Consider the following 19,905-nt stretch of genomic DNA (forward strand, 5'->3'; position numbering starts at 1 on the left):
GTCGCGGACGCCGTCGTGCGGACCTGGTGGCCGGCGTCGCTGGCGGCGGCGGCCACCGTCCCCCGCCTGCGTCCCGCGCTGGCCGCGGCCGCCGTCGTCCCGGCCGTCCTCGAATGGCGGCGGCAGCGGCCGGACCTCGACCCCGTCCGCTGGCTGCTCGCCCGGCGCCTCGACGACGCCGCCTACGGCTGGGGCGTGTGGTCCGGCGCGCTGGCCGCCGGCGAGCTCGACCCGCTCCGCCCGGACCTCGGCTGGCGGCTGCGGATCGAGTCGGCCGACGACCTCGTGGCCGCCGTCAGCGCCGGCCGGCGAAGAACTCCTTGACGTCGGCGGCCAGCAGGTCCGGCACCTCCAGGGCGGCGAAGTGGCCGCCGCGGTCGTACTCCGTCCAGCGCACCACGGTGCCCATCGGGTCGACGAGGTGCCGGACCGAGGTGTCGGCGGCGAAGACCGCGACGGCGCCCGGCGGGAGGGCCGGCGGCTCGGCGTCGTCCTGCTGGTGCTCCCCCGCGCCGGCCATGAACTGCCGATAAGCCTGCATCCCCTCGTAGAGGATGTGGGCGGCGGTGGCGCCGGAGCCGGTGAACCAGTAGATGCTGACGTTGGTGAGCAGCCGGTCGCGGCCGACGGCGTCCTCGGGCAGCTCCGCGGCCGGGTCGGTCCACTCGCGGAACTTCTCCGCGATCCACGCCAGCTGCTCGACCGGCGAGTCGGCCAGGCCGTAGGCCAGCGTCTGCGGCCGGGTGGCCTGCTGCACCAGGTAGCCGATGCCGTCTTCGCGGAAGGCGTTGAACCGCTCGGCCCGCAGCCTCTCGGCGTCGGACAGCCCGTCCAGCTCGACCGGCGGCCCGAACGGGTACGGCGCCGGCCCGTTGACGTGCGTGCCGATGACGCGGTCAGGGTGCAGCATCGCCAGCATGCCGACCACGCCGGCGCCGACGTCGCCGCCCTGCGCGGCGAACCGGTCGTAGCCGAGCCGGCTCATCACCTCGGCGATGGCGCCGGCCACCCGGAACAGGTTGCCCCAGCCCGGCCCGGACAGCGGCGAGAAGCCGAACCCCGGCAGCGACGGGACCACCAGGTGGTAGTCGTCGGTGAGCAGCGGGATCAGGTCGAGGAACTCGACGACGGAGCTCGGCCAGCCGTGCACCAGCAGCAGCGGCGTCGCCTCCGGGTTCGCCGAGCGCACGTGCAGGAAGTGCAGGTCCTGCCCGTCGACGGCGGTGACGAACTGCGGGTACGCGTTCAGCTCGGCCTCCCGGGCGCGCCAGTCGAAGCCGTCGCGCCAGTACTCGGCCAGCTCCTTCAGGTACGGCAGCGGCACGCCGCGCTCCCAGCCGGTGCCGGCGACCTCCGCCGGCCAGCGGACGGTCGTCAGGCGGCGGCGCAAGTCGTCGATGTCGGCCTGCGGGATCTCGATGCGGAACGGCCGGATCTCGTTCATCGGGTGGTCTCCTTCAGCTCGGTCAAGAACGCACGGACGTCGGCGGCCAGCAGGTCGGGCGCCTCCATGGCGGCGAAGTGGCCGCCGCGGTCGAACGTCGTCCAGCGGACGATGGTGTGGTCGCGTTCGGCGAACCGGCGGATCGCGATGTCGGTGGTGAAGTTCGCGATCGCGGTCGGGACCGTGGCCCGCTCCCGCGGCGCCCAGAAGGCGCGGTCGTGGAACCGCTCGTAGTAGGTGTGCGCGCTCGAGCCGGCCGTGTTCGTGAACCAGTAGATGCTGACGTCGGCGAGCAGCCGGTCGCGGCCGACGGCGTCCTCGGGCAGCTCGGCGGCCGGATCGGTCCACTCCTGGAACTTCTCGACGATCCAGGCCAGCTGCGCCACCGGCGAGTCGGCGAGCCCGTACGACACCGTCTGCGGCCGAGTGCCCTGCAGCCGCAGGTAGCCGCTGCCGTCGTCCTGGAACCGCTCGAACAGCGCCACGCGGCGCCGCTCGTCCTCGGTCAGCCCGGCGAACTCGTCCGGGTCGCCGGACGGGAACGTGACGAAGGCGTTCGCGTGCACACCGACGACGCGGTCCGGCGCGAGCCGGCCGATCAGCGGGCCGAGGAATCCCCCGACGTCGCCGCCCTGCACGCCGTAGCGGTCGTAGCCGAGCCGGTCCATCAATGCGGCCAGCGCGGCCGCGGCCCGGCCGTCGGTCCAGCCGGCCTCGGTGAGCGGGCCGGAGAAGCCGTAGCCGGGCAGCGACGGGATCACCAGGTGGAACTCGCCGGTGAGCAGCGGGATCACGTCGAGGAACTCGACGAACGAGCCCGGCCAGCCGTGCAGGAGCAGCAGCGGCAGCGAGTCCGCGCCGTCCGACCGCACGTGCAGGAAGTGCACGTTCGCGCCGTCGATCGTGGTGGCGAACTGCGGGTACGCGTTGAGCGCCCGCTCCTGCGCCCGCCAGTCGAAGCCGTCGCGCCAGTACGCGGCGAGTTCCTTCAGGTAGCCCCGCGGGACGCCGCGCTCCCAGCCGGTGCCGGCGACCTCGACCGGCCAGCGGGTGTTCGCCAGCCGCTCGCGGAGGTCGGCGAGGTCCGCGCCGGGGATGTCGATGCGGAAGGGGCGGATCTCGGTGGAGTTCGTCATGTCTCTACGGTCCCGCCGATCGCGGCCAGTTACGGGCCGCAATTGCTGCCAGAATCGGCGACATGGTGGAAACCTCGGCCCGGCTGCTCAAGCTGCTGTCGTTGCTGCAACTACGCCGCGAGTGGGCCAGCGCCGACCTCGCCGACCGGCTGGGCGTCGCCGTCCGCACCGTGCGCCGCGACGTCGAGCGGCTGCGCACGCTGGGGTACCCGGTCGACTCGACGCCCGGCGTGTCCGGTGGCTACCGGCTCGGTTCTGGGGCGGACATGCCGCCGCTGCTGCTCGACGACGACGAGGCGGTCGCCGTCGCCGTCGGGCTGCGGACCGCCGCCGGCGGGTCCGTCACCGGCATCGAGGAGACGTCGGTGCGCGCGCTGGCCAAGTTGGAGCAGGTCCTGCCGTCGCGGCTGCGGCACCGGGTGGCCGCGCTGTCGTCGGCGACGGTTCCGCTGCCGGTGGGCGGGCCGTCGGTCGGCGCCGACGTGCTGACGGCCATCGCGGCCACCGTCCGCGACCACGAGCGCCTCCGCTTCGACTACGTCGGCCACGACGGCGGATCGTCGCGCCGCGAGGTCGAGCCGCACCGTCTGGTCAACCGCGGACGCCGGTGGTACCTGGTCGCCTGGGACGTGGACCGGTCGGACTGGCGGACGTTCCGGGTGGACCGGATGACGCCGACGATCCCGACCGGACCGCGGTTCGCCCCGCGCGAGGCGCCGTCGGGCGACGTCGCCGGCTTCGTCGCCCGGGGGCTGGACTACGCCCTCTGGAGCTGCCGCGCGAGCCTGCGGCTGCACGCCTCCGCCGACGCCGTCGCGCAGCGCCTGCCGGCGTCGATCGTCGTCGAGCCCGGCGACGAGCACACCTGCGTCGTCCACACCGGTGCCGACAGCTACGAGATGATCGCCGTCCACCTCGCCATGCTCGACGTCGACTTCGACGTGCTCGACCCGCCCGAGTTCGCCGACCACCTGCGACGGACGGCTGCCCGCTACCTCCGCGCCGCGGACACCGCCACCTCGGCGTAGCCGGCGATGTCTACATCGACGTAGACTCGCGTGTATGACGACGACGACCATCCGCGTTCCGCGCGAGGTCCACGAGCGCCTGACGAGATACGCCGCCGCGCACCACACGTCGCTCGCGGGGGCCATCGAGCGGGCACTGGACGCCGAGGAGCGCGCTGCGTTCTGGGACGAGGTCCGGGCCACCATGGGGACCCGACAGGGCATCGCCGACGTGCGCGGAGAGTCCGAGAGTTACGCCGGCTCCCTCAAGGACGGCCTCGACCCGGATGAGCGCTGGGACGACGTCCTGTGAGGGCCGGGCAACACCGGCGGGACATCGGGGGCCGGAGGTCCCCATGGCCCGTCGGTCCAGGCCCGCACCTGGCAGGAGGGCGCCCGACGCCATTGCCCGGCCCGAACATCGAGGTGTCACTGTGAGGGCCGGGCAACACCGGCGGGACATCGGGGGCCGGAGGTCCCCATGGCCCGTCGGTCCAGGCCCGCACCTGGCAGGAGGGCGCACGATGCCATTGCCCGGCCCGAACATCGAGGTGTCACTGTGAGGGCCGGGCACGCTGCCGTTGCCCGGCCCGACGATCGGCAGGTTCCATGAGGCGCGGCGACGTCTATCTCTGCGACTTCGGCGATCCGATCGGCCACGAGCAGGGATACCGGCGCCCCGCCGTCATCGTCTCCGCCGACGCGTTCTCGGCCACCGGGCTGGCGATCGTCCTTCCCGTGACACGCAGCCGCCGCGGCTACGCCACCCACGTCGAGCTGGAGGGCACTCTGCCCGTCACCAGCTACGTCCAGTGTGAGCAGATCCGGCTCGTCTCGACCGAGCGATTCGTCAAGCACGTCGCCGTCGTCGACGAGGTCGACATGATGCGGATCCAGAAGGTGCTTCGCCTGCTTCTCGAGCTCTGAACGCGCACGAGGGCGGTACCCCTGGCTGGGGTACCGCCCTCGTGCGTGGTGGTGCAGGTGGTGCGGCCGGACTCAGAAGTCCATGCCGCCCATGCCGCCGCTGGGGTCGGCCGGAGCGGCCGCGGCCTTCTCCGGCTTGTCCGCGACGACGGCCTCGGTGGTGAGGAACAGCCCGGCGATCGACGCGGCGTTCTGCAGCGCCGAGCGGGTGACCTTGACCGGGTCGTTGATGCCCTCGCCGAGCATGTCGACGTACTCGCCGGTGGCGGCGTTGAGGCCCTGGCCGACCGGAAGGCTGCGCACCTTCTCGGCCACGACCCCGCCCTCGAGACCGGCGTTGACGGCGATCTGCTTCAGCGGCGCCTCGACGGCCACCTTGACGATGTTGGCACCGGTGGCCTCGTCGCCTTCGAGCTCGAGCTTCTCGAACGCCGCCGCGCCGGCCTGGATGAGCGCGACGCCACCACCGGCGACGATGCCCTCCTCGACGGCCGCCTTGGCGTTGCGCACCGCGTCCTCGATGCGGTGCTTGCGCTCCTTCAGCTCGACCTCGGTCGCCGCGCCGGCCTTGATGACCGCCACGCCGCCGGCCAGCTTGGCCAGCCGCTCCTGCAGCTTCTCGCGGTCGTAGTCGGAGTCGGAGTTCTCGATCTCCGCACGGATCTGCGACACGCGCCCGGCGATCTGCTCGGCGTCGCCGGCACCCTCGACGATCGTGGTCTCGTCCTTGGTCACGACGACCTTGCGGGCCTGACCGAGCAGGTCCAGGGTCGCGTTCTCCAGCTTGAGGCCGACGGTCTCGCTGATGACCTGGCCACCGGTGAGGATGGCGATGTCCTGCAGCATGGCCTTGCGGCGGTCGCCGAAGCCCGGAGCCTTGACGGCGACGGACTTGAACGTGCCGCGGATCTTGTTGACCACCAGGGTCGCCAGGGCCTCGCCCTCGACGTCCTCGGCGATGATGATCAGCGGCTTGCCGGCCTGCATGACCTTCTCGAGCAGCGGCAGCAGGTCCTTGACGTTCGAGATCTTCGACTCGACGAGCAGGACGTAGGCGTCCTCGAGGACGGCCTCCTGACGCTCCGGGTCGGTGACGAAGTACCCGGAGATGTAGCCCTTGTCGAAGCGCATACCCTCGGTGAGCTCGAGCTCGAGCCCGAAGGTGTTGCTCTCCTCGACCGTGATGACGCCTTCCTTGCCGACCTTGTCCATCGCCTCGGCGATGAGCTCACCGATCTGCGGGTCGCCGGCCGAGATCGACGCGGTGGCGGCGATCTGCTCCTTGGTCTCGACCTCACGCGCGGTCGACAGCAGCTGCTCGGCGATGGCCTCGACGGCCCGCTCGATGCCGCGCTTCAGCGCGATCGGGTTGGCACCCGCGGCCACGTTGCGCAGGCCCTCACGGACCAGCGCCTGGGCGAGGACGGTCGCCGTCGTCGTGCCGTCACCGGCCACGTCGTCGGTCTTCTTCGCGACCTCCTTGACGAGCTCGGCCCCGATCTTCTCCCACGGGTCCTCGAGCTCGATCTCCTTGGCGATCGACACACCGTCGTTGGTGATGGTGGGGGCGCCCCACTTCTTCTCCAGAACGACGTTGCGGCCCTTCGGGCCGAGGGTGACCCTGACGGCGTCGGCAAGAGAGTTCATGCCACGCTCGAGGCCACGCCGCGCCTCTTCGTCAAAGGCAATGATCTTTGGCATGGGTTCCTGGTCCTCCCATAGCGGGTGGAAGTTCCGGCTCGACGCCCGCGACGGACGGCCGCCGGCACCCGGCTCCTGTCACCGGGCTCCCGCGGCCTCGCCGATCCGAAGTCCTGTCACTCTCACCTCGAGAGTGCTAACAACGTGTTTAGCACTCTCCCCATGAGAGTGCAAGCGCCGCCCTATACCTCGTATACTCGCGGGCTGTGAGTTCCGAACCGGCCGTCCGGCGCATCTCCCGGCGGGGCCTGGTCTGGCGGCTCGGCGTCACCGGCGTGGCCCTGGTGATCCTGACCATGGGCCAGCTCCAGGACACCAACGACTACTTCCCGCTCGGTTCGCTGTCGCAGTACGCCACGCCGCGCGACATGGACGGCACCGTCCGCTCCGTCTACATGATGGCCGACACCGAGAGCGGCGAACGGGTTCGGGTCCCGCTCAACCCGCAGGGCGTCGGCGTCGGACGGGCCGACATCGAGTCGCAGCTGAACCGCATCGTCGACGACCCCTCGCTGCTGCAGGCGATCGCCGAGGCCTGGTCGGAACTGCACCCCGACGCCGACCCGTACGTCGCGCTCTACGTCATGCGCAGCACCTACCAGCTCGAGGACGGCATCCAGCAGGGCGAGCCCGACATCGAGCAGCTGACCTCGTGGGAGGTGCGACGATGAGCCGCGCGCTGGGCGCCGGGCGCGCCGTCGTCGGCTGGTGGACCCGGCCGGTTCCGCTGGCGCGGGTGGCCGTGCTGCGGGTGGCGATCTACCTGTTCGTGCTGTACGACATCTTCCGGCTCACCAACGACGTCATCCCGATGGCGCATGCGCCGGAGCTGTACTACCCGACGTGGGTGGGCCGCGCGCTGCCGCTGCCCGAGCCGTCGCTGCCGCTGGCGCACACGCTGCAGATCGTCATCGTCGTGGGCTGCCTGGTGGCCGCGACGGGGCTGCTGCCGCGGCTGGCCGGCGGCGTCGTCGCCGTCGCCTACTTCCAGTGGATGGTGTTCAGCCAGGGCTACGGCTACGTGTCGCACGACCACCTGGCGCTCATGGTGGCGGTCGTCGTGCTGCCGACCATCGGCCGGGCCCGGTTCACCGACCACGACTCCAGCGAGGCGGCCGGCTGGGCGTTCCGGTGCATCCAGGTGTCGGTCATCGCGACGTACTTCGCGTCGGCCGTCGTGAAGTGGGTGCGCAGCGGCTCGCCGGCCACGTGGGCCAACGGCGCCGTGTTCATCTGGGCGATCATCCGGCGCGGCTCCGACCTCGTCCGGTGGACCACCGACTACCCGTGGCTGCTGATCATCGCCCAGTGGGGCCTGCTGATCATCGAGTTCCTGTCCCCCGTCGTGCTCTGGCTCAAGGGCAAGGCGCTGTACCTGGCGGTCGTCACGTTCGCCGGCTTCCACTTGATGACCTACCTGGCGCTGGGCATCCACTTCCTGCCGACGGTCATCTGCTGGCTGGCGTTCCTGCCGCTGGAGCGCCTGGTGCCGGTGGGCCAGCGCCTGCTCGGCCGGCTGCGCCAGCGTCCGCCGATGCCCACGAGCGCCGTTTGACGTTGGGCCGGCCCCTGCGTTGGGACCGTCCCCCTGCTGCCCGATTGTCTTGGCCGCGCACGCGCGCCTCAAGCGGACTGTGGAGGCGCTTCGCGCCGATGATGACCGCTTGACCCGCGCGCCCGCGGCAAAGAACGGGCAGCTATCAGGGGACGGGGGGAGTGTGGCGACGCCTCCCGCGGCGTTGGCCCGTTACGGTGTGGCGTTGGTGTCGTTGGGCGTCCACCTGGTGAGATTTCACCGTGATTCGGGGGGCCATCACGAGGATTACCCCAGCGTCAACACCCCTACAGTCATGGTGAAGCTCACGGAATCCTCGTGATGTAGGCGATCGCCGATGATCATCGCTGTCCACAGCCCGACAAAGCACGCGAAACGGGCACGCCAACGGCGAGGCGTGCCCACATCCTCCCCGTCCCCCTTAGCGGCCAAGAGAATGGGCAGCAGGGGGACGGCGACGTCAGGGGGACGTCGACGTCAGGGCGCCAGGGACGGCACGCGACGGATTCCGAACCGCGTCCGCAGTGCGCGCTTGGCGGCGTACAGACCGCCCATGCCATGGACCGCGGGCCCGGGCGGGGTCGAGGCGGAGCACAGGTAGACGCCCGGCACGGGTGTGGCGTAGGGGTTCCATCGCAGCGTGGGGCGGGCGAAGATCTGCCAGAGATTCATCGCCCCGGCCGCGATGTCGCCGTCGCGGTAGTTGGCGTTGTGGTCGGCCATCTTCGCCGCCGGGATGGTGTGGCGCTCGACGACGAGGTCGCCGAACCCGGGGGCGAACCGCTCGATCTGCGCCTGTACCAGGGCACCGACGTCGACGGTGGAGCCGGCGGGCACGTGGGCGTAGGTCCAGAACGGCCGCAGCCCGCCCACCTCGCGGCCGGGGTCGAACACCGCGGGGTCGGAGGCCAGGATCATCGGCCGTTCGGCGTGGCGGCCGGCGGCCACCTCGGCCTCGGCGTGCGACATCTCCGCCAGGGTGCCGCCGACGTGGATGGTGCCGGCCCGGCGGACCTCCGGGTGCGCCCACGGCACCGGGCCGGAGAGCACGAAGTCGACCTTGGCGGCCGCGTTGCCCGCCTTGAACCGCTCGACGGCGCGGCGGTAGCCGTGCGGCAGCTGCTCGCCCAGGATGCCGGCGAGGATCCACGGGCTGGTGTCGAACAGGTAGGCACGCGCCTTCGGAAGCTGGGTCATCGACACGACCTCGACGCCCGGATGGACGCTGCCGCCGTGCGCCTCGAGGTCGGCGACCAGGGCGTCGACGATGGCCTGGCTGCCGCCGACCGGCAGCGGCCAGCCCGGCGAGTGTGCGAGCGCGCCCAGCGAGAGCGCGGTGCCGGCGGCGGTGAGCGTGGGAATCCGCGCGATGGCATGCGCCGCGACGCCCATGAGCAGCGCCGGCGCCACGTCGTCCTTCCACCGGCGCCGGCCCAGGCCGGTGCCCTGCTCGAGCATCGACAGCCCGAACTGCATCGCGGTCAGCAGGTCGGGGGGCAGGCTGCGGCGGTCGAACAGGGCGACGTCGACGACGGCCGGCGAGTGCCGCACCAGCGGGCCCATGAGCCGCCGCCAGGCCGGTCCGTCGGCTCCCAGACCCTCGACCGTGCGGTCGAGGTCGCGGTAGGCGATGCCGGCCCGGCCGCCGTCGAGCGGCTGCGCGTAGGAGACGTCGGGGTAGGTCAGCCGGACGCCGCGAGCGGCGAGGTCGAAGGCGCGGAAGAACGGCGACGCGGCCGCCATGGGGTGCACCGCCGAGCAGATGTCGTGGACGATGCCGGGCGCGAGGCCGAGGTCGAGCGTGCGGGCTCCGCCGCCGACGGTGCCCTGTGCCTCGTAGACCCGGACCTCCAGACCGGCCCGGGCGAGCACCACCGCCGCCGCCAGCCCATTCGGGCCGGACCCGACGACGACGGCGTCACACTGCTCCGACGCCTGCACACCGTCATCCTACGTCGGCGATCATCACGGCGTGGGCGGTGGTGTCATGTGGTCGTCGTACAGCAGGCGGCCGCTCGGCGCGACCTGGACGCTGGCGTCGCGCAGCAGGAGGTCGCGCAGCTGCTCGGGTGTCATGCCGTTGAGCTCCGCGACGTGGTCGAGGTGCTCGCCCAGCTCGTCGATGGCCTTCTGGCCGCTCATCGGACGGGGCAGCAGGTCGCCCTGGCCTCCCGGTGCGACCGTGCCCTCGGCCGGCGACGGCGTCGAGGTCGCGGGCGCGTCGGACGGCACCGCGACGGAGCCGTCACCGGCGTCGTCGCCTCCGGACTCGCTGGTCAGCCAGACCGCCAGGACGACGGCCAGCGCCACGACCACGACTGCGGCCGCCACCGCGAGCACGCTGCGGCGCCGGTCCTGCGAGGTGGTCTCGGGCACGTCGGTTCCTCCTTCGTGAGTCTGACGCACGGGGCGCGGCGGCGGTTTCGTGTCGTCGGGTGCGCAGACGCGGACGGGGCCCGGGACGCGTGGTCCCGGGCCCCGTCGCAGGGGTCGGACGTCAGCCGGTCACGCTGCGCCGGGTGCGCGCGTACAGCGCACCACCCAGGCCGAGCAGCAGCAGACCGGCGGTCAGGACGAACAGGTTCGTCGACGTACCGGTGTCGGGCAGGTCGTCGCCGTCCTCCGTGCCGCCGTCGCCGCCGTCGTCGGTGCCACCCTCGCCGCCGTCGTCCGAGCCGCCCTCGTCGCCGTTCGCGACGTCGACGGTGAACGACACCGGGTCGGTCTGCGCCGAGGTGACGCCGTTGATCGACTGGACCGCGGTGACCGAGCACTCGCCGTTGGGGAGGTCCTGCTCGGGCGTGAACGACCACGCGCCCTCGCCGTCGACCTCGGCGGTGCCGGACCACGTCTCCTCGCCGCAGGTGACGCTCAGCTCGACGGACGCGCCGGGCAGGCCCTCGCCGGTGAAGGTCGGCGTCGCCGTGGTGGCGGTGTCGCCGTCGACCGGCCGCACGATGGTCGGCGGGTCGACCGGGACCACGACGGTGACCGACGCGGTCTCGGGCACCTCGATGGTGCCGATCGTCTGCTGCGCGGTGATGGTGGACTCGCCGTACGGCAGGTCGGCGGTGAGCACGATGCTCCACGTGCCCTCGTCGTCGGTGGTGCCCTCGCCGACGACCTCGTCACCGAGCGTGAGCGTCACCGTCGAGCCGGGCTCGGCCGAGCCGGTGATCTCGACCGGCGACGGCTCCACCTCGTCGCCGTCCTCGGGCGAGATGATCGTGATCGGCAGGGCCTCGAACGCGGCCGCCGTCCCGGTCACGGTGTAGTTGCCCAGGCTGCCGTACTCGGTGTAGCCCGAGCCGTTGCTCGGCGTGTTCTCGGCCGGGTCGCCCTGACCGACGCCGCTGACCCGCACGTAGTACAGGCCGGTCTCGAGCTCGGTCTCGATCCGCGCGTCGAGGCCGGAGGCGGTGCGGTCGGTGGGCGAGCTGGCGAGGTCGGTGGCCGCCTCGGGGTTGGCCTCGGCGACCAGCTCGCCGGCGGCGTCGATCAGCTCCAGCCGGATGTCGAGGTTGCTGCCGACGGTGGCGCCCTCGGCCGCCACGGTGACCGGGCCGCCGTCGGTGACGAGCGTGAACACGTCGCGCTCACCGGACTGCCCGATGACGCCGGCGGCGGTGAACTCTCCGGTGGAGTTGTCCAGCGCGGTGCCGTCGTCGAGCACGTCGCCGTGGTCGTCGGCGGCGTACGCCGCACGGCCGCCGTAGTGGAACTCGAGCGTCAGCTCGTCGCCCACCTCGGCGCATGGGTCGTCCGCGGGGCCGGCCGGCTTGAACGCTTTGTCGCCCGGCTGCGGGTTGTTCGGGTCGACGGCGTCGGTGCAGAAGACGTCGGTCCACATCGTGTCGCCGTCGTACACCGCGAAGGTCTGGATCGTGGCGTCGGCGGTGATCTCGGCGAGGTCGTCCTGGCCGGGGTTGGTGGCGCCGGCGTAGTCGCCCGGCGACCACTGCGACAGCGGCGTGGACCACGGCGCGCCCATGATCGGGCCCCACAGCGAGCTCGGCTCGGCCAGGGTGTCGCCGTAGTACTCGTCGTTGCCGATGCCGTCGTGGGTCAGGTTGAGCGTGTGGCCGACCTCGTGCGAGACGATGTTGCCGACGTCGGGTGCGTTGCTGTCGCGCGCGACCGGGGCGAAGATCATGGCCGGCGACAGGAACTCGTTGCCGAACCCGCCCACCCAGGCCCGCCCGCTGGCCTGGTCGGCCGGTGCGATGTCCGTGGTGTCGGTGACGACCGCCGTCATGCCGTACTCGCCGTCGTCCGGCGACGTCTTGTACAGCGCGTCGGCGCCAGGGTCCGTCGTGGTGACGTTGACGTCGAAGGGCGCGTAGTCCTCCGCCACCCGCGCCCACACCTGGTACACGTAGTCGGGGTCGGAGGCGGCCGCGTTGGGGGCCAGCTCGTACACGTCCTCCTCGTAGTACCGGTTCCACTCGGTGTTCTGGATCGTCGCACCGTCGAAGTCGAGGTAGACGGTGTACGGCGCACCCGGCTTGGAGCCGCCCTCGGGATCGCCCGGGACGTCGGCGGCGGGGGTCGCCTCGGCGTGCTCGTGGTCGTCGTGCGGCGCCTCGAACCGATCGGTGTACGACAGCGTGCCGCCGTCGCCGACGATGGCCTGGCCCGACTCGACCAACTCGCGCACGACGTCGACCGCCAGGTCGGCGCGGTCGGCCGCGACCTCGAGACTACGAGCCCCCACCTCGTCCGACTGGACATCCACCAGTTCGGTCAGATCGTCAGTGGCGTTCGCCGGCACGGCGCCGGCGAACGCGAGTGCGCCCGTCCCGGTCACCGCCACCGCGGCCAGCAGCCGCCGCGTGATCGTGCGATTCATGAATTCATATCTCCTGAAGATTCAATGAAGCTCAGGGCACATGCTCGCGGTACGCTAGCAGACCCGATTTTCCACTTCGACCCTTCTCGCGGAGATCAGCTCACGGGGAGCGGGGGTCGCCGGTTAGGCTCTTGCCCATGCATCGCAAGGCGGCCCGGGGGCGTCGTAAAGCATCCCGCCGGAAGACCCAGCAGCCAACGCCCCAGCGCAACGTCGTCGCACTCATCGCTGGTGGCGTCGGCGAGCTCATGCTCACCGCCGGGGCCGTCGTGCTGTTGTTCGTGGTCTACACGCTGTGGGGCACCGGCATCCAGACCGCCAACGCCCAGGACGACCTGCGCGACCAGCTGGGCCTCGACGCCGGGCAGATCGAGAAGGACCCCATCCCCCTCGACGAGCTCGAGGTCGGCGACGCCTACGGCATCATCCGCATCCCCCGCTTCGGCGAGGACTGGGAGTGGATCATCGTCCAGGGCACCGAGGACGCCGACCTCAAGAACGGCCCCGGCCACTACCTCGACAGCGTCGACCCCGGCGAGATCGGGAACTTCTCCATCGCCGGGCACCGTTCTGGTCACGGCGAGCCGTTCGCCCAGTTCCCCGAGCTGCAGGTGGGCGACATCATCGAGATCGAGACCGCCACCGGCACGTACCTCTACGAGCTGGACAGCGCACCGAACGGCGACCCCGACGGCAACAAGATCGGCATCAGGGACAGCTGGGTCGTCGACCCGGTGCCCGGCGAGGGCGACGAGGCCGAGCCCACCGAACGGCGCATCACGCTCACCACGTGCTGGCCGCGCTGGGGCTCGTCACACCGTATGTACGCGACCGGCATCCTGATCGGCGGAGAGGAAGTCTAGACAGATGTACGCCTGGATCTGGCGGCACCTGCCGGGACCGTGGCCCGTTCGGCTGCTCATCTACCTGATCCTCATCGCCGCGATCATCTACGCCCTGTTCATCTGGGTCTTCCCCTGGGCCGAGGACGCCTTCAACATCAGCGAGGTCACCGTCGGCTGACGACGGTGACCTCGGCTGATGGTGGTTGCTGCGGTCAGCCGCCGGCGACCGCCGGGATGACCGACACCTTGGCGCCCGCGGGCGTCGGCGTCTGCAAGCCGTCGGAGAAGCGCACGTCGTCGTCGTTCACGTAGACGTTGACGAAGCGGCGGATCTGGCCGGTGTCGTCGAGGACGCGCGCACCGATGCCCGGGTAGGCGGCGTCGAGCGCGCCGAGCACGTCGGCGAGCGTGGCGCCGTCAGGCACCTCGACGCTGACGTCGGACTCGCCCTTGGTGTAGGTGCGCAGGATCGTCGGGACGCGTACGGCGACGCTCATGTTCAGCCTCCGTTGACGAGGCTGTGGAACGCCTCGGTAGTGGGTGCGATGGTGCCGGCGGGGCCGACCACGGACGAGACGGCGTCGAGCGTCTTGAGCCCGTCGCCGGTGTTGAAGATGACGGTCTCGGCGTCGGGGTCGAGCTTCCCCTCGCGCAGCAGCTTGGCCAGGACGGCGACGGTGACCCCGCCGGCGGTCTCGGCGAAGATGCCCTCGGTGCGGGCCAGCAGCCGGATGCCGTCGACCACCTCGTCGTCGCTGACGTCCTCGACGGCGCCACCCGTGCGCCGGGCGACGTCGAGCACGTACGGGCCGTCGGCGGGGTTGCCGATGGCCAGGGACTTCGCGATGGTGTCGGGCCGCACCGGGCGGACGACGTCGTGGCCTTCCTTGAACGCCGTCGCGACCGGCGAGCAGCCCGTCGCCTGCGCGCCGAAGATGGCCGGGGCGTCGCCCTCGACCAGGCCCAGCTGGACCAGCTCGCGGAAGGCCTTGTCGACCTTGGTCAGCTGCGAGCCGCTGGCCACCGGGATGACGACCTGCCGCGGCAGCCGCCAGCCGAGCTGTTCGACGGTCTCGTAGCCGAGCGTCTTGGAGCCCTCGGCGTAGTAGGGCCGCACGTTGACGTTGACGAACGCCCAGTCGTCGTGCTCACCGGCCAGTTCCGACGCCAGCCGGTTGACGTCGTCGTAGTTGCCCTCGACGGCGACCAGCGTGGTGCCGTAGACGGCACTCGTCACGATCTTGGGCTGCTCGAGGTTGCTCGGGATGAAGACGTAGCTGGTGATGCCGGCCCGGGCCGCCGCCGCGGCGACCGCGTTCGCGAGGTTGCCCGTCGACGGGCAGGCCAGGACCTTGAAGCCCAGCTCACGCGCCGCCGCCAGCGCGACCGCCACCACGCGGTCCTTGAACGAGTGCGTGGGGTTGGCGGCGTCGTTCTTGATCCACAGCGACTCGAGGCCGAGTTCGCGGGCGAGGTTGTCGGCGCGGACCAGCGGGGTGAAGCCGGGGTCGGTGTTCGGGATCTCGGTGACGCTCTCGGGGACCGGCAGCAGGTCGCGGTAGCGCCAGATGGACCGCGGGCCGCTCTCGATGCGCTCGCGTGTGACGGTGCCGAAGTCGTAGGCGACCTCCAGCGGCCCGAAGCACTCGAGGCACGCGTAGTAGGGGCCGAGCTCGACGGTGGTGCCGCACTCGCGACATGACAGGTGCGTGGCGCGCCCCAAGGAGGTGGTGCTGGTGACGGTCATGCTGCAGCGGATCCCTTCTCATCTCTCCCACCGGGTTGGGGCGGGCCGGAATTGGCACCGTCACCGCGCAGGCACGCGGACGGTTGCCGGAGCTTCGACGGGCCGGTCCCTCGGCTCCTCTGGATGAGGACAACTGGTTGTCACCATACGTGCCGGTTGTGGATCCAGGCAGCGCATGTCCACGATGCGGGACAGTTTTGTGTCACATCGTGGATGCTTGGTACTCGGTCAGCCGGCGCCGTGACGGCGCTTCCCGTTGACGACACGACCCTCGAGCTCGTGCGTCCGCGCTGCTCGAGCGAGGTACTCGTGGAGCGCATCCAGGGCCTCATCCTCGAGCGAGCGGCCAGACCGCTCGGCAAGGCGCTGCAGCGCCGCGGTCTCTTCCTCGGTGAGCGTGACGGAGATCTCCACCTCGCGATGGTGGCAGCGCTACCGGAGCTCGCGCCACTCGTGCCCCCTAGGAGCACCTTGGCAAGGCTGGCCACCCTGGAGGTGGGACGAAACGGACACCCGAGCAATGGTGAGCCTTGCCAAGCACGTTGCCAGGCTTGCCAAGGGCGATCAGGCTCGGTCGAGCGCGGCAAGCTCGCGGAGGAGGTCCTGGACCCCGGGCGGGCCGGGGACGACGATGTCCGCCGCGGCCCGCAGCTCGGCGGAGGCCTCCTCGGCGTCGGAGCAGACCACCAGCCCCGCGCCGATCTCGCCGGAGGACGCCAGCTCGCGCACGGCGGCCACCGCGGGCAGGTCGCCGAGGTCGTCGCCGGCGTAGAGGACGGCGGCGGCGCCGGTCTCCTCGACCAGCGACCGGATCGCCAGGCCCTTGTCGACGCCGACCGGGCGGAGCTCGAGCACGAACCGGCCGGGCGTGACCTGGAGCCCGGCCTCCGACGCGACGGCGTCGGCGTGCGGGCGCAGCTCGTCGAGGGCGGCCGCGGGGTCGGGGGCCGATCGCGTGTGCAGGGCCACGGAGTGCTGCTTGTCCTCGACGGTGACGCCGGGGCGGTCTGCGGCGAGCTCGGCCACCCGTCGCCGGGCGAGGTCGACACCGTCATCGCTGTCGGGCGTGCTCAGCGTTCCGGCCGACCAGCGCTGCAGCCCGTAGTGCCCCAGCACCACCAGCCCGGGCACGTCCTGCAGCGAGCCGAGACCGACGGCGTCGGCGGCGGGCCGGCCGGTGACGACGGCGACCCGGGCGACGCGCGCGGCGACCCGCGTCAGCACCTCGGCGGTTCCCGGCAGGGCGACCGCCCGCGCGGGGTCGGGCACGATCGGCGAGAGGACGCCGTCGAAGTCGAGGGCCACGAGGGTCCGGTCCAGCAGCCCGGACAGCCGCCGCAGCTCGGGCGTCACTCGGACTCGACCTCGTCGAGGTAGTCGTCGGCGAGGACGATGACCAGACGGGTGTCGTTGAACGGCTCGACGTTGGGGCGGACCCGCCCGATCTCAGGGAACTGGGCCACCAGCGCGTCGGCGGCCTCCTCCATGCCCTCGGGCACGTAGACCGTGGTCTCGGGGACGTTGCCGGTGAACTCGCTCATCGCGGCGACCTCCCAGCCGCCCTCCTGGAACCGCTCGCTGGCCCGCTCCTCGAGCCCGGCCTCGCTGGTCTGGTTGAGCACGCCGAGCGGCTCGCGGACCTCAGGATCGGCAGTGACCGGGTCGGACGGCGCGTCCGTCGGCTCGTCGGTGGGGTCGCCCGTGGGTGCGTCGGTGGGCGGTGCCTCGGTCTCGGGCGGCGCGTCGGTGGCCGGCGGCTCCGTGGCCGGCGGTTCCTCCCCGGTGGTGTCGCCCGCCGCGACGTCGTCGGGGGTGCTGTCCTCGGTGTCGTCACCGAAGTACCAGAGCAGCGCCAGGACGACCGCCACTGTGCCGACGAGCGCGACGAGTGACGGCCAGAGCCGCTGGAGTCGGTCACTCATCGTCACAGGATGCAGAGCGTACGCCACACGACGTGCCCGAAGCGAGGCACTCGGCTCTGGCGTCCTTGATCAAGATCAGCGACACTGTCATATGGACTGGCGCGGCCGCTCATGCCTCCGCAGCGAGCGGGCGCCCCGATTGCGTACGCAGCCGCCGCGACCGCTGCCGCCGCAGCCGCCGTACCAGCAGGGGGTCCTGCGCGAGCGCCTCGGGCCGGTCGATCAGCGCGTTCAGCACTTGGTAGTAGCGCGTGGCGGAGATTCCGAACTCGCTGCGTATGGCTTGTTCCTTCGCGCCTGGGTACTTCCACCAGCGGTGCTCGAAGTCGAGGATTTCGCGCTCGTGGTCGTCCATACCCGCCATCGTAGGCAAGGGGTGTGACAGCCATGCAACACAGCTCGGTTACCGTTGTCGGCACGAGGAGGCCCCATTTGTCCACGACTGGAACGAGTAGCTTCGTCGTAGTCGCCAATCGGCTGCCGGTCGACCGCGTGTCGACGGCCGACGGCGCGACCACCTGGCGCAGGAGCCCCGGCGGACTGGTCACCGCCCTGGCTCCGGTCATGCGGGCTTACGACGGTGCGTGGGTGGGCTGGACCGGATCGCCCGACGACGCACCGGAGCCGTTCTCGACCGACGACATGGACCTCGTGCCGGTCCCGTTGTCGGCCGAGGAGATCGCCCTGTACTACGAGGGCTTCTCCAACGCCACGCTGTGGCCGCTGTACCACGACGTCATCGTCCAGCCGGAATACCACCGCGAGTGGTGGGACGCCTACCGCACGGTCAACCAGCGCTTCGCCCGGGCCGCCGCCGAGGTGGCCGCCGAGAACGCCGTCGTGTTCATCCAGGACTACCAGCTGCAGCTGGTGCCGCAGATGCTGCGCGAGCTGCGGCCCGACCTCAAGATCGGCTTCTTCCTGCACATCCCGTTCCCGCCCACGGAGCTGTTCGCGCAGCTGCCGTGGCGGCGGCAGATCCTCGAAGGCCTGCTCGGCGCGGACCTCGTCGGGTTCCAGCGGGCCGGGGCCGCCCGCAACTTCGAGTCCCTGGCCGAGAACTTCACCTCGGCCGTCCTGCGCGACGAGACGCTGGTGCTCGAGGACGGCCGCGAGGTCTTCTCCCGGGCGTTCCCCATCTCGATCGAGGTCGAGGAGGTCGCCCGCCTGGCCGCCGATCCCGAGGTGCGGGCCCGGGCCGCGACCATCCGCGAGGAGGTCGGCTCGCCGAGGTACATCATGCTCGGCGTCGACCGGCTCGACTACACCAAGGGCATCGGCCACCGGCTCAAGGCGTTCGGCGAGCTGCTCGCCGACGGTGCGGTCACGCCCGAGGAGGCGGTGCTGCTGCAGGTCGCCACGCCCAGCCGCGAGCGCGTCGAGGCGTACCAGACGCTGCGCGACGACGTCGAGCTGCAGGTCGGGCGCATCAACGGCGACTACGGCCGCATCGGGCACCCGGCGGTGCACTACCTGCACTCCTCCTACGACCGCTCCGAGCTGGTCGCTCTGCTGCTCGCCGCCGACGTCATGGTGGTGACGCCGCTGCGCGACGGCATGAACCTGGTGGCCAAGGAGTACGTCAGCGCCCGCGCCGACCTGCGCGGGGCGCTCGTGCTGTCCGAGTTCGCCGGCGCCGCCGACGAGCTCGGCGAAGGCGCGTTCCTCGTCAACCCGCACGACATCGACGGGCTGAAGCGCACCATGCTGACGGCCATGCGGCTCGACCCCGCCGAGGCCGAGCAGCGGATGAAGCTGTTGCGCGACCGCGTGACGAGCCACGACATCGCCCGCTGGGCCACCGAGATCCTGACGGCGTTGCGGGCGATCTGATCCCCGAGGGGTCAGCGGCGGCCGTCCTCGCCGTCCGGATCGACCTCGGTGTAGGCGAGCCAGGCCTGGGTGTCGGCGGCGTCGACCGGCTCGGCCGCGGCCGCCGGCTCGGACAGCGCGGCCAGCCGGCGTTCGGCCGCCTCGGCGTTGCGCAGCTCCATCTGGGCGACCGCCATGAGATCACGCAGGCCCTCGGCGCCGAACCGATCGCGCACGTTCATCACCGCGGTGGTCACCATGGGATCGACTTCGGGGGTCTGCGGCTGCAGTCGAGGGTCCATCGAGATCACTCCTGGGAACGTTGAGAGTCGGGACGTACCGTAACCCGGCCGGGCTCATCCAGGTGTGGTACCCCTGGGACCGAGTGTCATCGGCGGGCCGCCGTGACAGGATCGCGGGACATCGACGATGATGAGGGCTGCACAGGCCAGAGTGACACGGGGGTGACGTCCGGCCTGCCCGGAGTTCCCAACGTTACGGTGGTCGATTGCTCCCACGACGGTTCGCCCTCGTCCGCCACGTCGACTACACCGGTGTGTCCGGGGTCGGGGTGGTGGCCTACGGCGTCGTCTTCGCCGACGGCCACGTCGCCCTGCGCTGGGCGTCCGCGCACCCCGCCACCAGCCTGTGGAGCTCGCTCGACGACCTCGTGGCCGTGCACGGCCACGGCGAGGCCACCAGCATCGAGTGGCTCGACCCGGCCACCGACCCGTTCGCCCAGCCGATGGCCTCCCGCGGCGCCGGACGGCGGGCCCGGCGGGTCCAGCCCAGCCCCGTCCTCCCCGAACCGGTGGTCGAGCCCGACGTCACGCGGGAGACCCGGCCGATCCAGTTCGACCCCGAGCCGGACCTGCCCGAGCCCGCGACGCCGGAGTCTGCGGCGCCGGCGTCCGCGGCGCCGGAGCCGGCCCCGCCGCCGTCCGTCGCGGCCGAGCCGCC

General features: G+C 71.6%; 22 protein-coding genes, 1 pseudogene and 1 riboswitch. Of the genes and pseudogenes, 10 read left to right on the plus strand and 13 right to left on the minus strand.

Translation table 11 applies throughout. The features are described 5' to 3' along the window. Positions 1-324, plus strand: a pseudogene (locus DY240_RS31975) (hypothetical protein); the annotation flags it as partial. Here DY240_RS31975 and DY240_RS13965 read toward each other — a convergent pair. Next, positions 296-1,444 carry an epoxide hydrolase family protein gene (locus DY240_RS13965; protein ID WP_119660475.1) on the minus strand — a complete coding sequence of 383 codons (1,149 nt, stop codon included), beginning with the start codon at positions 1,442-1,444 and terminating at the stop codon, positions 296-298. The pseudogene DY240_RS31975 and the gene DY240_RS13965 overlap by 29 nt on opposite strands. Continuing rightward, positions 1,441-2,580: an epoxide hydrolase family protein gene (locus DY240_RS13970; RefSeq protein ID WP_119660476.1), complete on the minus strand. Its 1,140-nt coding sequence runs from the start codon at positions 2,578-2,580 to the stop codon at positions 1,441-1,443. The genes DY240_RS13965 and DY240_RS13970 overlap by 4 nt, the downstream gene beginning before the upstream one ends. 62 nt (positions 2,581-2,642) lie before the next feature. Here DY240_RS13970 and DY240_RS13980 point away from each other — a divergent pair, with 62 nt between their 5' ends. The 3 genes from DY240_RS13980 (at position 2,643) to DY240_RS13990 (ending at position 4,514) form a co-directional block, all read left to right on the plus strand. After that, a complete protein-coding gene (locus DY240_RS13980) occupies positions 2,643-3,608 on the plus strand; it encodes a helix-turn-helix transcriptional regulator (protein WP_199701477.1) in 966 nt (321 codons plus the stop codon). A gap of 34 nt (positions 3,609-3,642) precedes the next feature. Continuing rightward, on the plus strand, positions 3,643-3,900 hold the full coding sequence (locus DY240_RS13985; RefSeq protein ID WP_119660478.1) for a type II toxin-antitoxin system HicB family antitoxin: 258 nt from the start codon (positions 3,643-3,645) through the stop codon (positions 3,898-3,900). Positions 3,901-4,196: 296 nt separating this feature from the next. Beyond that, complete coding sequence (locus DY240_RS13990; RefSeq protein ID WP_119660479.1) at positions 4,197-4,514, plus strand: type II toxin-antitoxin system PemK/MazF family toxin; 318 nt, start codon at positions 4,197-4,199, stop codon at positions 4,512-4,514. Between the two features lie 72 nt (positions 4,515-4,586). Here DY240_RS13990 and groL read toward each other — a convergent pair whose 3' ends face one another. Continuing rightward, entirely contained in the window at positions 4,587-6,215 is a 1,629-nt protein-coding gene (gene groL / locus DY240_RS13995; protein ID WP_119660480.1) for a chaperonin GroEL, read from the minus strand. 206 nt (positions 6,216-6,421) lie between these two features. On the opposite strand from groL, the gene DY240_RS32865 reads away from it, so the two are divergent. Beyond that, positions 6,422-6,886 (plus strand): hypothetical protein, encoded by a 465-nt coding sequence (locus DY240_RS32865; protein WP_199701479.1) that lies wholly within the window; start codon positions 6,422-6,424, stop codon positions 6,884-6,886. Next, positions 6,883-7,770 carry a hypothetical protein gene (locus DY240_RS14000; RefSeq protein ID WP_199701481.1) on the plus strand — a complete coding sequence of 296 codons (888 nt, stop codon included), beginning with the start codon at positions 6,883-6,885 and terminating at the stop codon, positions 7,768-7,770. The genes DY240_RS32865 and DY240_RS14000 overlap by 4 nt, the downstream gene beginning before the upstream one ends. A 477-nt stretch (positions 7,771-8,247) precedes the next feature. On the opposite strand, the gene DY240_RS14005 is transcribed toward DY240_RS14000, so the two are convergent. From DY240_RS14005 to DY240_RS33715, 3 genes are all read right to left on the minus strand, one after another. Then, positions 8,248-9,711 (minus strand): phytoene desaturase family protein, encoded by a 1,464-nt coding sequence (locus DY240_RS14005; RefSeq protein ID WP_119660482.1) that lies wholly within the window; start codon positions 9,709-9,711, stop codon positions 8,248-8,250. A 24-nt stretch (positions 9,712-9,735) separates the two neighbouring features. Beyond that, on the minus strand, positions 9,736-10,146 hold the full coding sequence (locus tag DY240_RS14010; protein ID WP_119660483.1) for a hypothetical protein: 411 nt from the start codon (positions 10,144-10,146) through the stop codon (positions 9,736-9,738). Between the two features lie 121 nt (positions 10,147-10,267). Continuing rightward, entirely contained in the window at positions 10,268-12,619 is a 2,352-nt protein-coding gene (locus tag DY240_RS33715) for an Ig-like domain-containing protein (RefSeq protein WP_119660484.1), read from the minus strand. A 137-nt stretch (positions 12,620-12,756) separates the two neighbouring features. Between DY240_RS33715 and DY240_RS14020 the strand changes: the two genes are divergently transcribed. Together DY240_RS14020 and DY240_RS32870 are read left to right on the plus strand one after the other, a co-directional pair. Then, a complete protein-coding gene (locus tag DY240_RS14020; RefSeq protein ID WP_119660485.1) occupies positions 12,757-13,482 on the plus strand; it encodes a class E sortase in 726 nt (241 codons plus the stop codon). A gap of 4 nt (positions 13,483-13,486) precedes the next feature. Next, entirely contained in the window at positions 13,487-13,642 is a 156-nt protein-coding gene (locus DY240_RS32870; protein ID WP_199701483.1) for a hypothetical protein, read from the plus strand. A 34-nt stretch (positions 13,643-13,676) separates the two neighbouring features. Here DY240_RS32870 and DY240_RS14025 read toward each other — a convergent pair whose 3' ends face one another. The 6 genes from DY240_RS14025 to DY240_RS14050 all read right to left on the minus strand — a co-directional run bounded on the left by DY240_RS14025 (position 13,677) and on the right by DY240_RS14050 (position 17,488). Further along, on the minus strand, positions 13,677-13,961 hold the full coding sequence (locus tag DY240_RS14025) for a ubiquitin-like small modifier protein 1 (protein WP_119660486.1): 285 nt from the start codon (positions 13,959-13,961) through the stop codon (positions 13,677-13,679). A 2-nt stretch (positions 13,962-13,963) separates the two neighbouring features. Continuing rightward, the gene (gene thrC / locus DY240_RS14030; protein ID WP_119660487.1) at positions 13,964-15,211 is read right to left on the minus strand and encodes a threonine synthase; all 1,248 of its coding nucleotides are present in this window, start codon (positions 15,209-15,211) and stop codon (positions 13,964-13,966) included. Between the two features lie 15 nt (positions 15,212-15,226). Then, a riboswitch (SAM riboswitch) is annotated at positions 15,227-15,341 on the minus strand. A 98-nt stretch (positions 15,342-15,439) separates the two neighbouring features. After that, positions 15,440-15,625, minus strand: a complete 186-nt coding sequence (locus DY240_RS14035; protein ID WP_119660488.1) for a TraY domain-containing protein — start codon at positions 15,623-15,625, stop codon at positions 15,440-15,442. A gap of 150 nt (positions 15,626-15,775) precedes the next feature. Then, a complete protein-coding gene (gene otsB, locus DY240_RS14040) occupies positions 15,776-16,564 on the minus strand; it encodes a trehalose-phosphatase (protein WP_119660489.1) in 789 nt (262 codons plus the stop codon). Further along, positions 16,561-17,133 carry a LytR C-terminal domain-containing protein gene (locus DY240_RS14045; protein WP_119660490.1) on the minus strand — a complete coding sequence of 191 codons (573 nt, stop codon included), beginning with the start codon at positions 17,131-17,133 and terminating at the stop codon, positions 16,561-16,563. Before DY240_RS14045 ends, otsB begins: the two co-directional genes overlap by 4 nt. A gap of 109 nt (positions 17,134-17,242) precedes the next feature. Then, positions 17,243-17,488 carry a DUF3263 domain-containing protein gene (locus DY240_RS14050; protein WP_233552734.1) on the minus strand — a complete coding sequence of 82 codons (246 nt, stop codon included), beginning with the start codon at positions 17,486-17,488 and terminating at the stop codon, positions 17,243-17,245. Positions 17,489-17,520: 32 nt separating this feature from the next. On the opposite strand from DY240_RS14050, the gene DY240_RS14055 reads away from it, so the two are divergent. Beyond that, positions 17,521-18,966, plus strand: coding sequence for an alpha,alpha-trehalose-phosphate synthase (UDP-forming) (locus DY240_RS14055; RefSeq protein ID WP_119660492.1), 1,446 nt, complete (start codon positions 17,521-17,523; stop codon positions 18,964-18,966). 11 nt (positions 18,967-18,977) lie between these two features. Here the strand turns inward: DY240_RS14055 and DY240_RS14060 are convergent, their stop codons facing one another. Beyond that, the gene (locus tag DY240_RS14060) at positions 18,978-19,247 is read right to left on the minus strand and encodes a hypothetical protein (protein ID WP_147375322.1); all 270 of its coding nucleotides are present in this window, start codon (positions 19,245-19,247) and stop codon (positions 18,978-18,980) included. A gap of 206 nt (positions 19,248-19,453) precedes the next feature. Between DY240_RS14060 and DY240_RS32875 the strand changes: the two genes are divergently transcribed. Further along, positions 19,454-19,905: hypothetical protein (locus DY240_RS32875; RefSeq protein ID WP_199701484.1), on the plus strand; the 452-nt coding region annotated here is incomplete at its 3' end.

The organism is Jiangella rhizosphaerae, assembly GCF_003579925.1.
GTDB classification, from domain to species: domain Bacteria; phylum Actinomycetota; class Actinomycetes; order Jiangellales; family Jiangellaceae; genus Jiangella; species Jiangella rhizosphaerae.

Bases quoted from the DNA above. Each gene is read 5' to 3' on its own strand.
- DY240_RS13965 (WP_119660475.1), bottom strand. From the start codon at position 1,444: ATGAACGAGATCCGGCCGTTCCGCATCGAGATCCCGCAGGCCGACATC.
- DY240_RS13970 (WP_119660476.1), bottom strand. From the start codon at position 2,580: ATGACGAACTCCACCGAGATCCGCCCCTTCCGCATCGACATCCCCGGC.
- DY240_RS13980 (WP_199701477.1), top strand. From the start codon at position 2,643: ATGGTGGAAACCTCGGCCCGGCTGCTCAAGCTGCTGTCGTTGCTGCAA.
- DY240_RS13985 (WP_119660478.1), top strand. From the start codon at position 3,643: ATGACGACGACGACCATCCGCGTTCCGCGCGAGGTCCACGAGCGCCTG.
- DY240_RS13990 (WP_119660479.1), top strand. From the start codon at position 4,197: ATGAGGCGCGGCGACGTCTATCTCTGCGACTTCGGCGATCCGATCGGC.
- groL (WP_119660480.1), bottom strand. From the start codon at position 6,215: ATGCCAAAGATCATTGCCTTTGACGAAGAGGCGCGGCGTGGCCTCGAG.
- DY240_RS14000 (WP_199701481.1), top strand. From the start codon at position 6,883: ATGAGCCGCGCGCTGGGCGCCGGGCGCGCCGTCGTCGGCTGGTGGACC.
- DY240_RS33715 (WP_119660484.1), bottom strand. From the start codon at position 12,619: ATGAATCGCACGATCACGCGGCGGCTGCTGGCCGCGGTGGCGGTGACC.
- DY240_RS14020 (WP_119660485.1), top strand. From the start codon at position 12,757: ATGCATCGCAAGGCGGCCCGGGGGCGTCGTAAAGCATCCCGCCGGAAG.
- DY240_RS32870 (WP_199701483.1), top strand. From the start codon at position 13,487: ATGTACGCCTGGATCTGGCGGCACCTGCCGGGACCGTGGCCCGTTCGG.
- DY240_RS14025 (WP_119660486.1), bottom strand. From the start codon at position 13,961: ATGAGCGTCGCCGTACGCGTCCCGACGATCCTGCGCACCTACACCAAG.
- thrC (WP_119660487.1), bottom strand. From the start codon at position 15,211: ATGACCGTCACCAGCACCACCTCCTTGGGGCGCGCCACGCACCTGTCA.
- DY240_RS14045 (WP_119660490.1), bottom strand. From the start codon at position 17,133: ATGAGTGACCGACTCCAGCGGCTCTGGCCGTCACTCGTCGCGCTCGTC.
- DY240_RS14050 (WP_233552734.1), bottom strand. From the start codon at position 17,488: ATGGACGACCACGAGCGCGAAATCCTCGACTTCGAGCACCGCTGGTGG.
- DY240_RS14055 (WP_119660492.1), top strand. From the start codon at position 17,521: ATGCAACACAGCTCGGTTACCGTTGTCGGCACGAGGAGGCCCCATTTG.
- DY240_RS14060 (WP_147375322.1), bottom strand. From the start codon at position 19,247: ATGGACCCTCGACTGCAGCCGCAGACCCCCGAAGTCGATCCCATGGTG.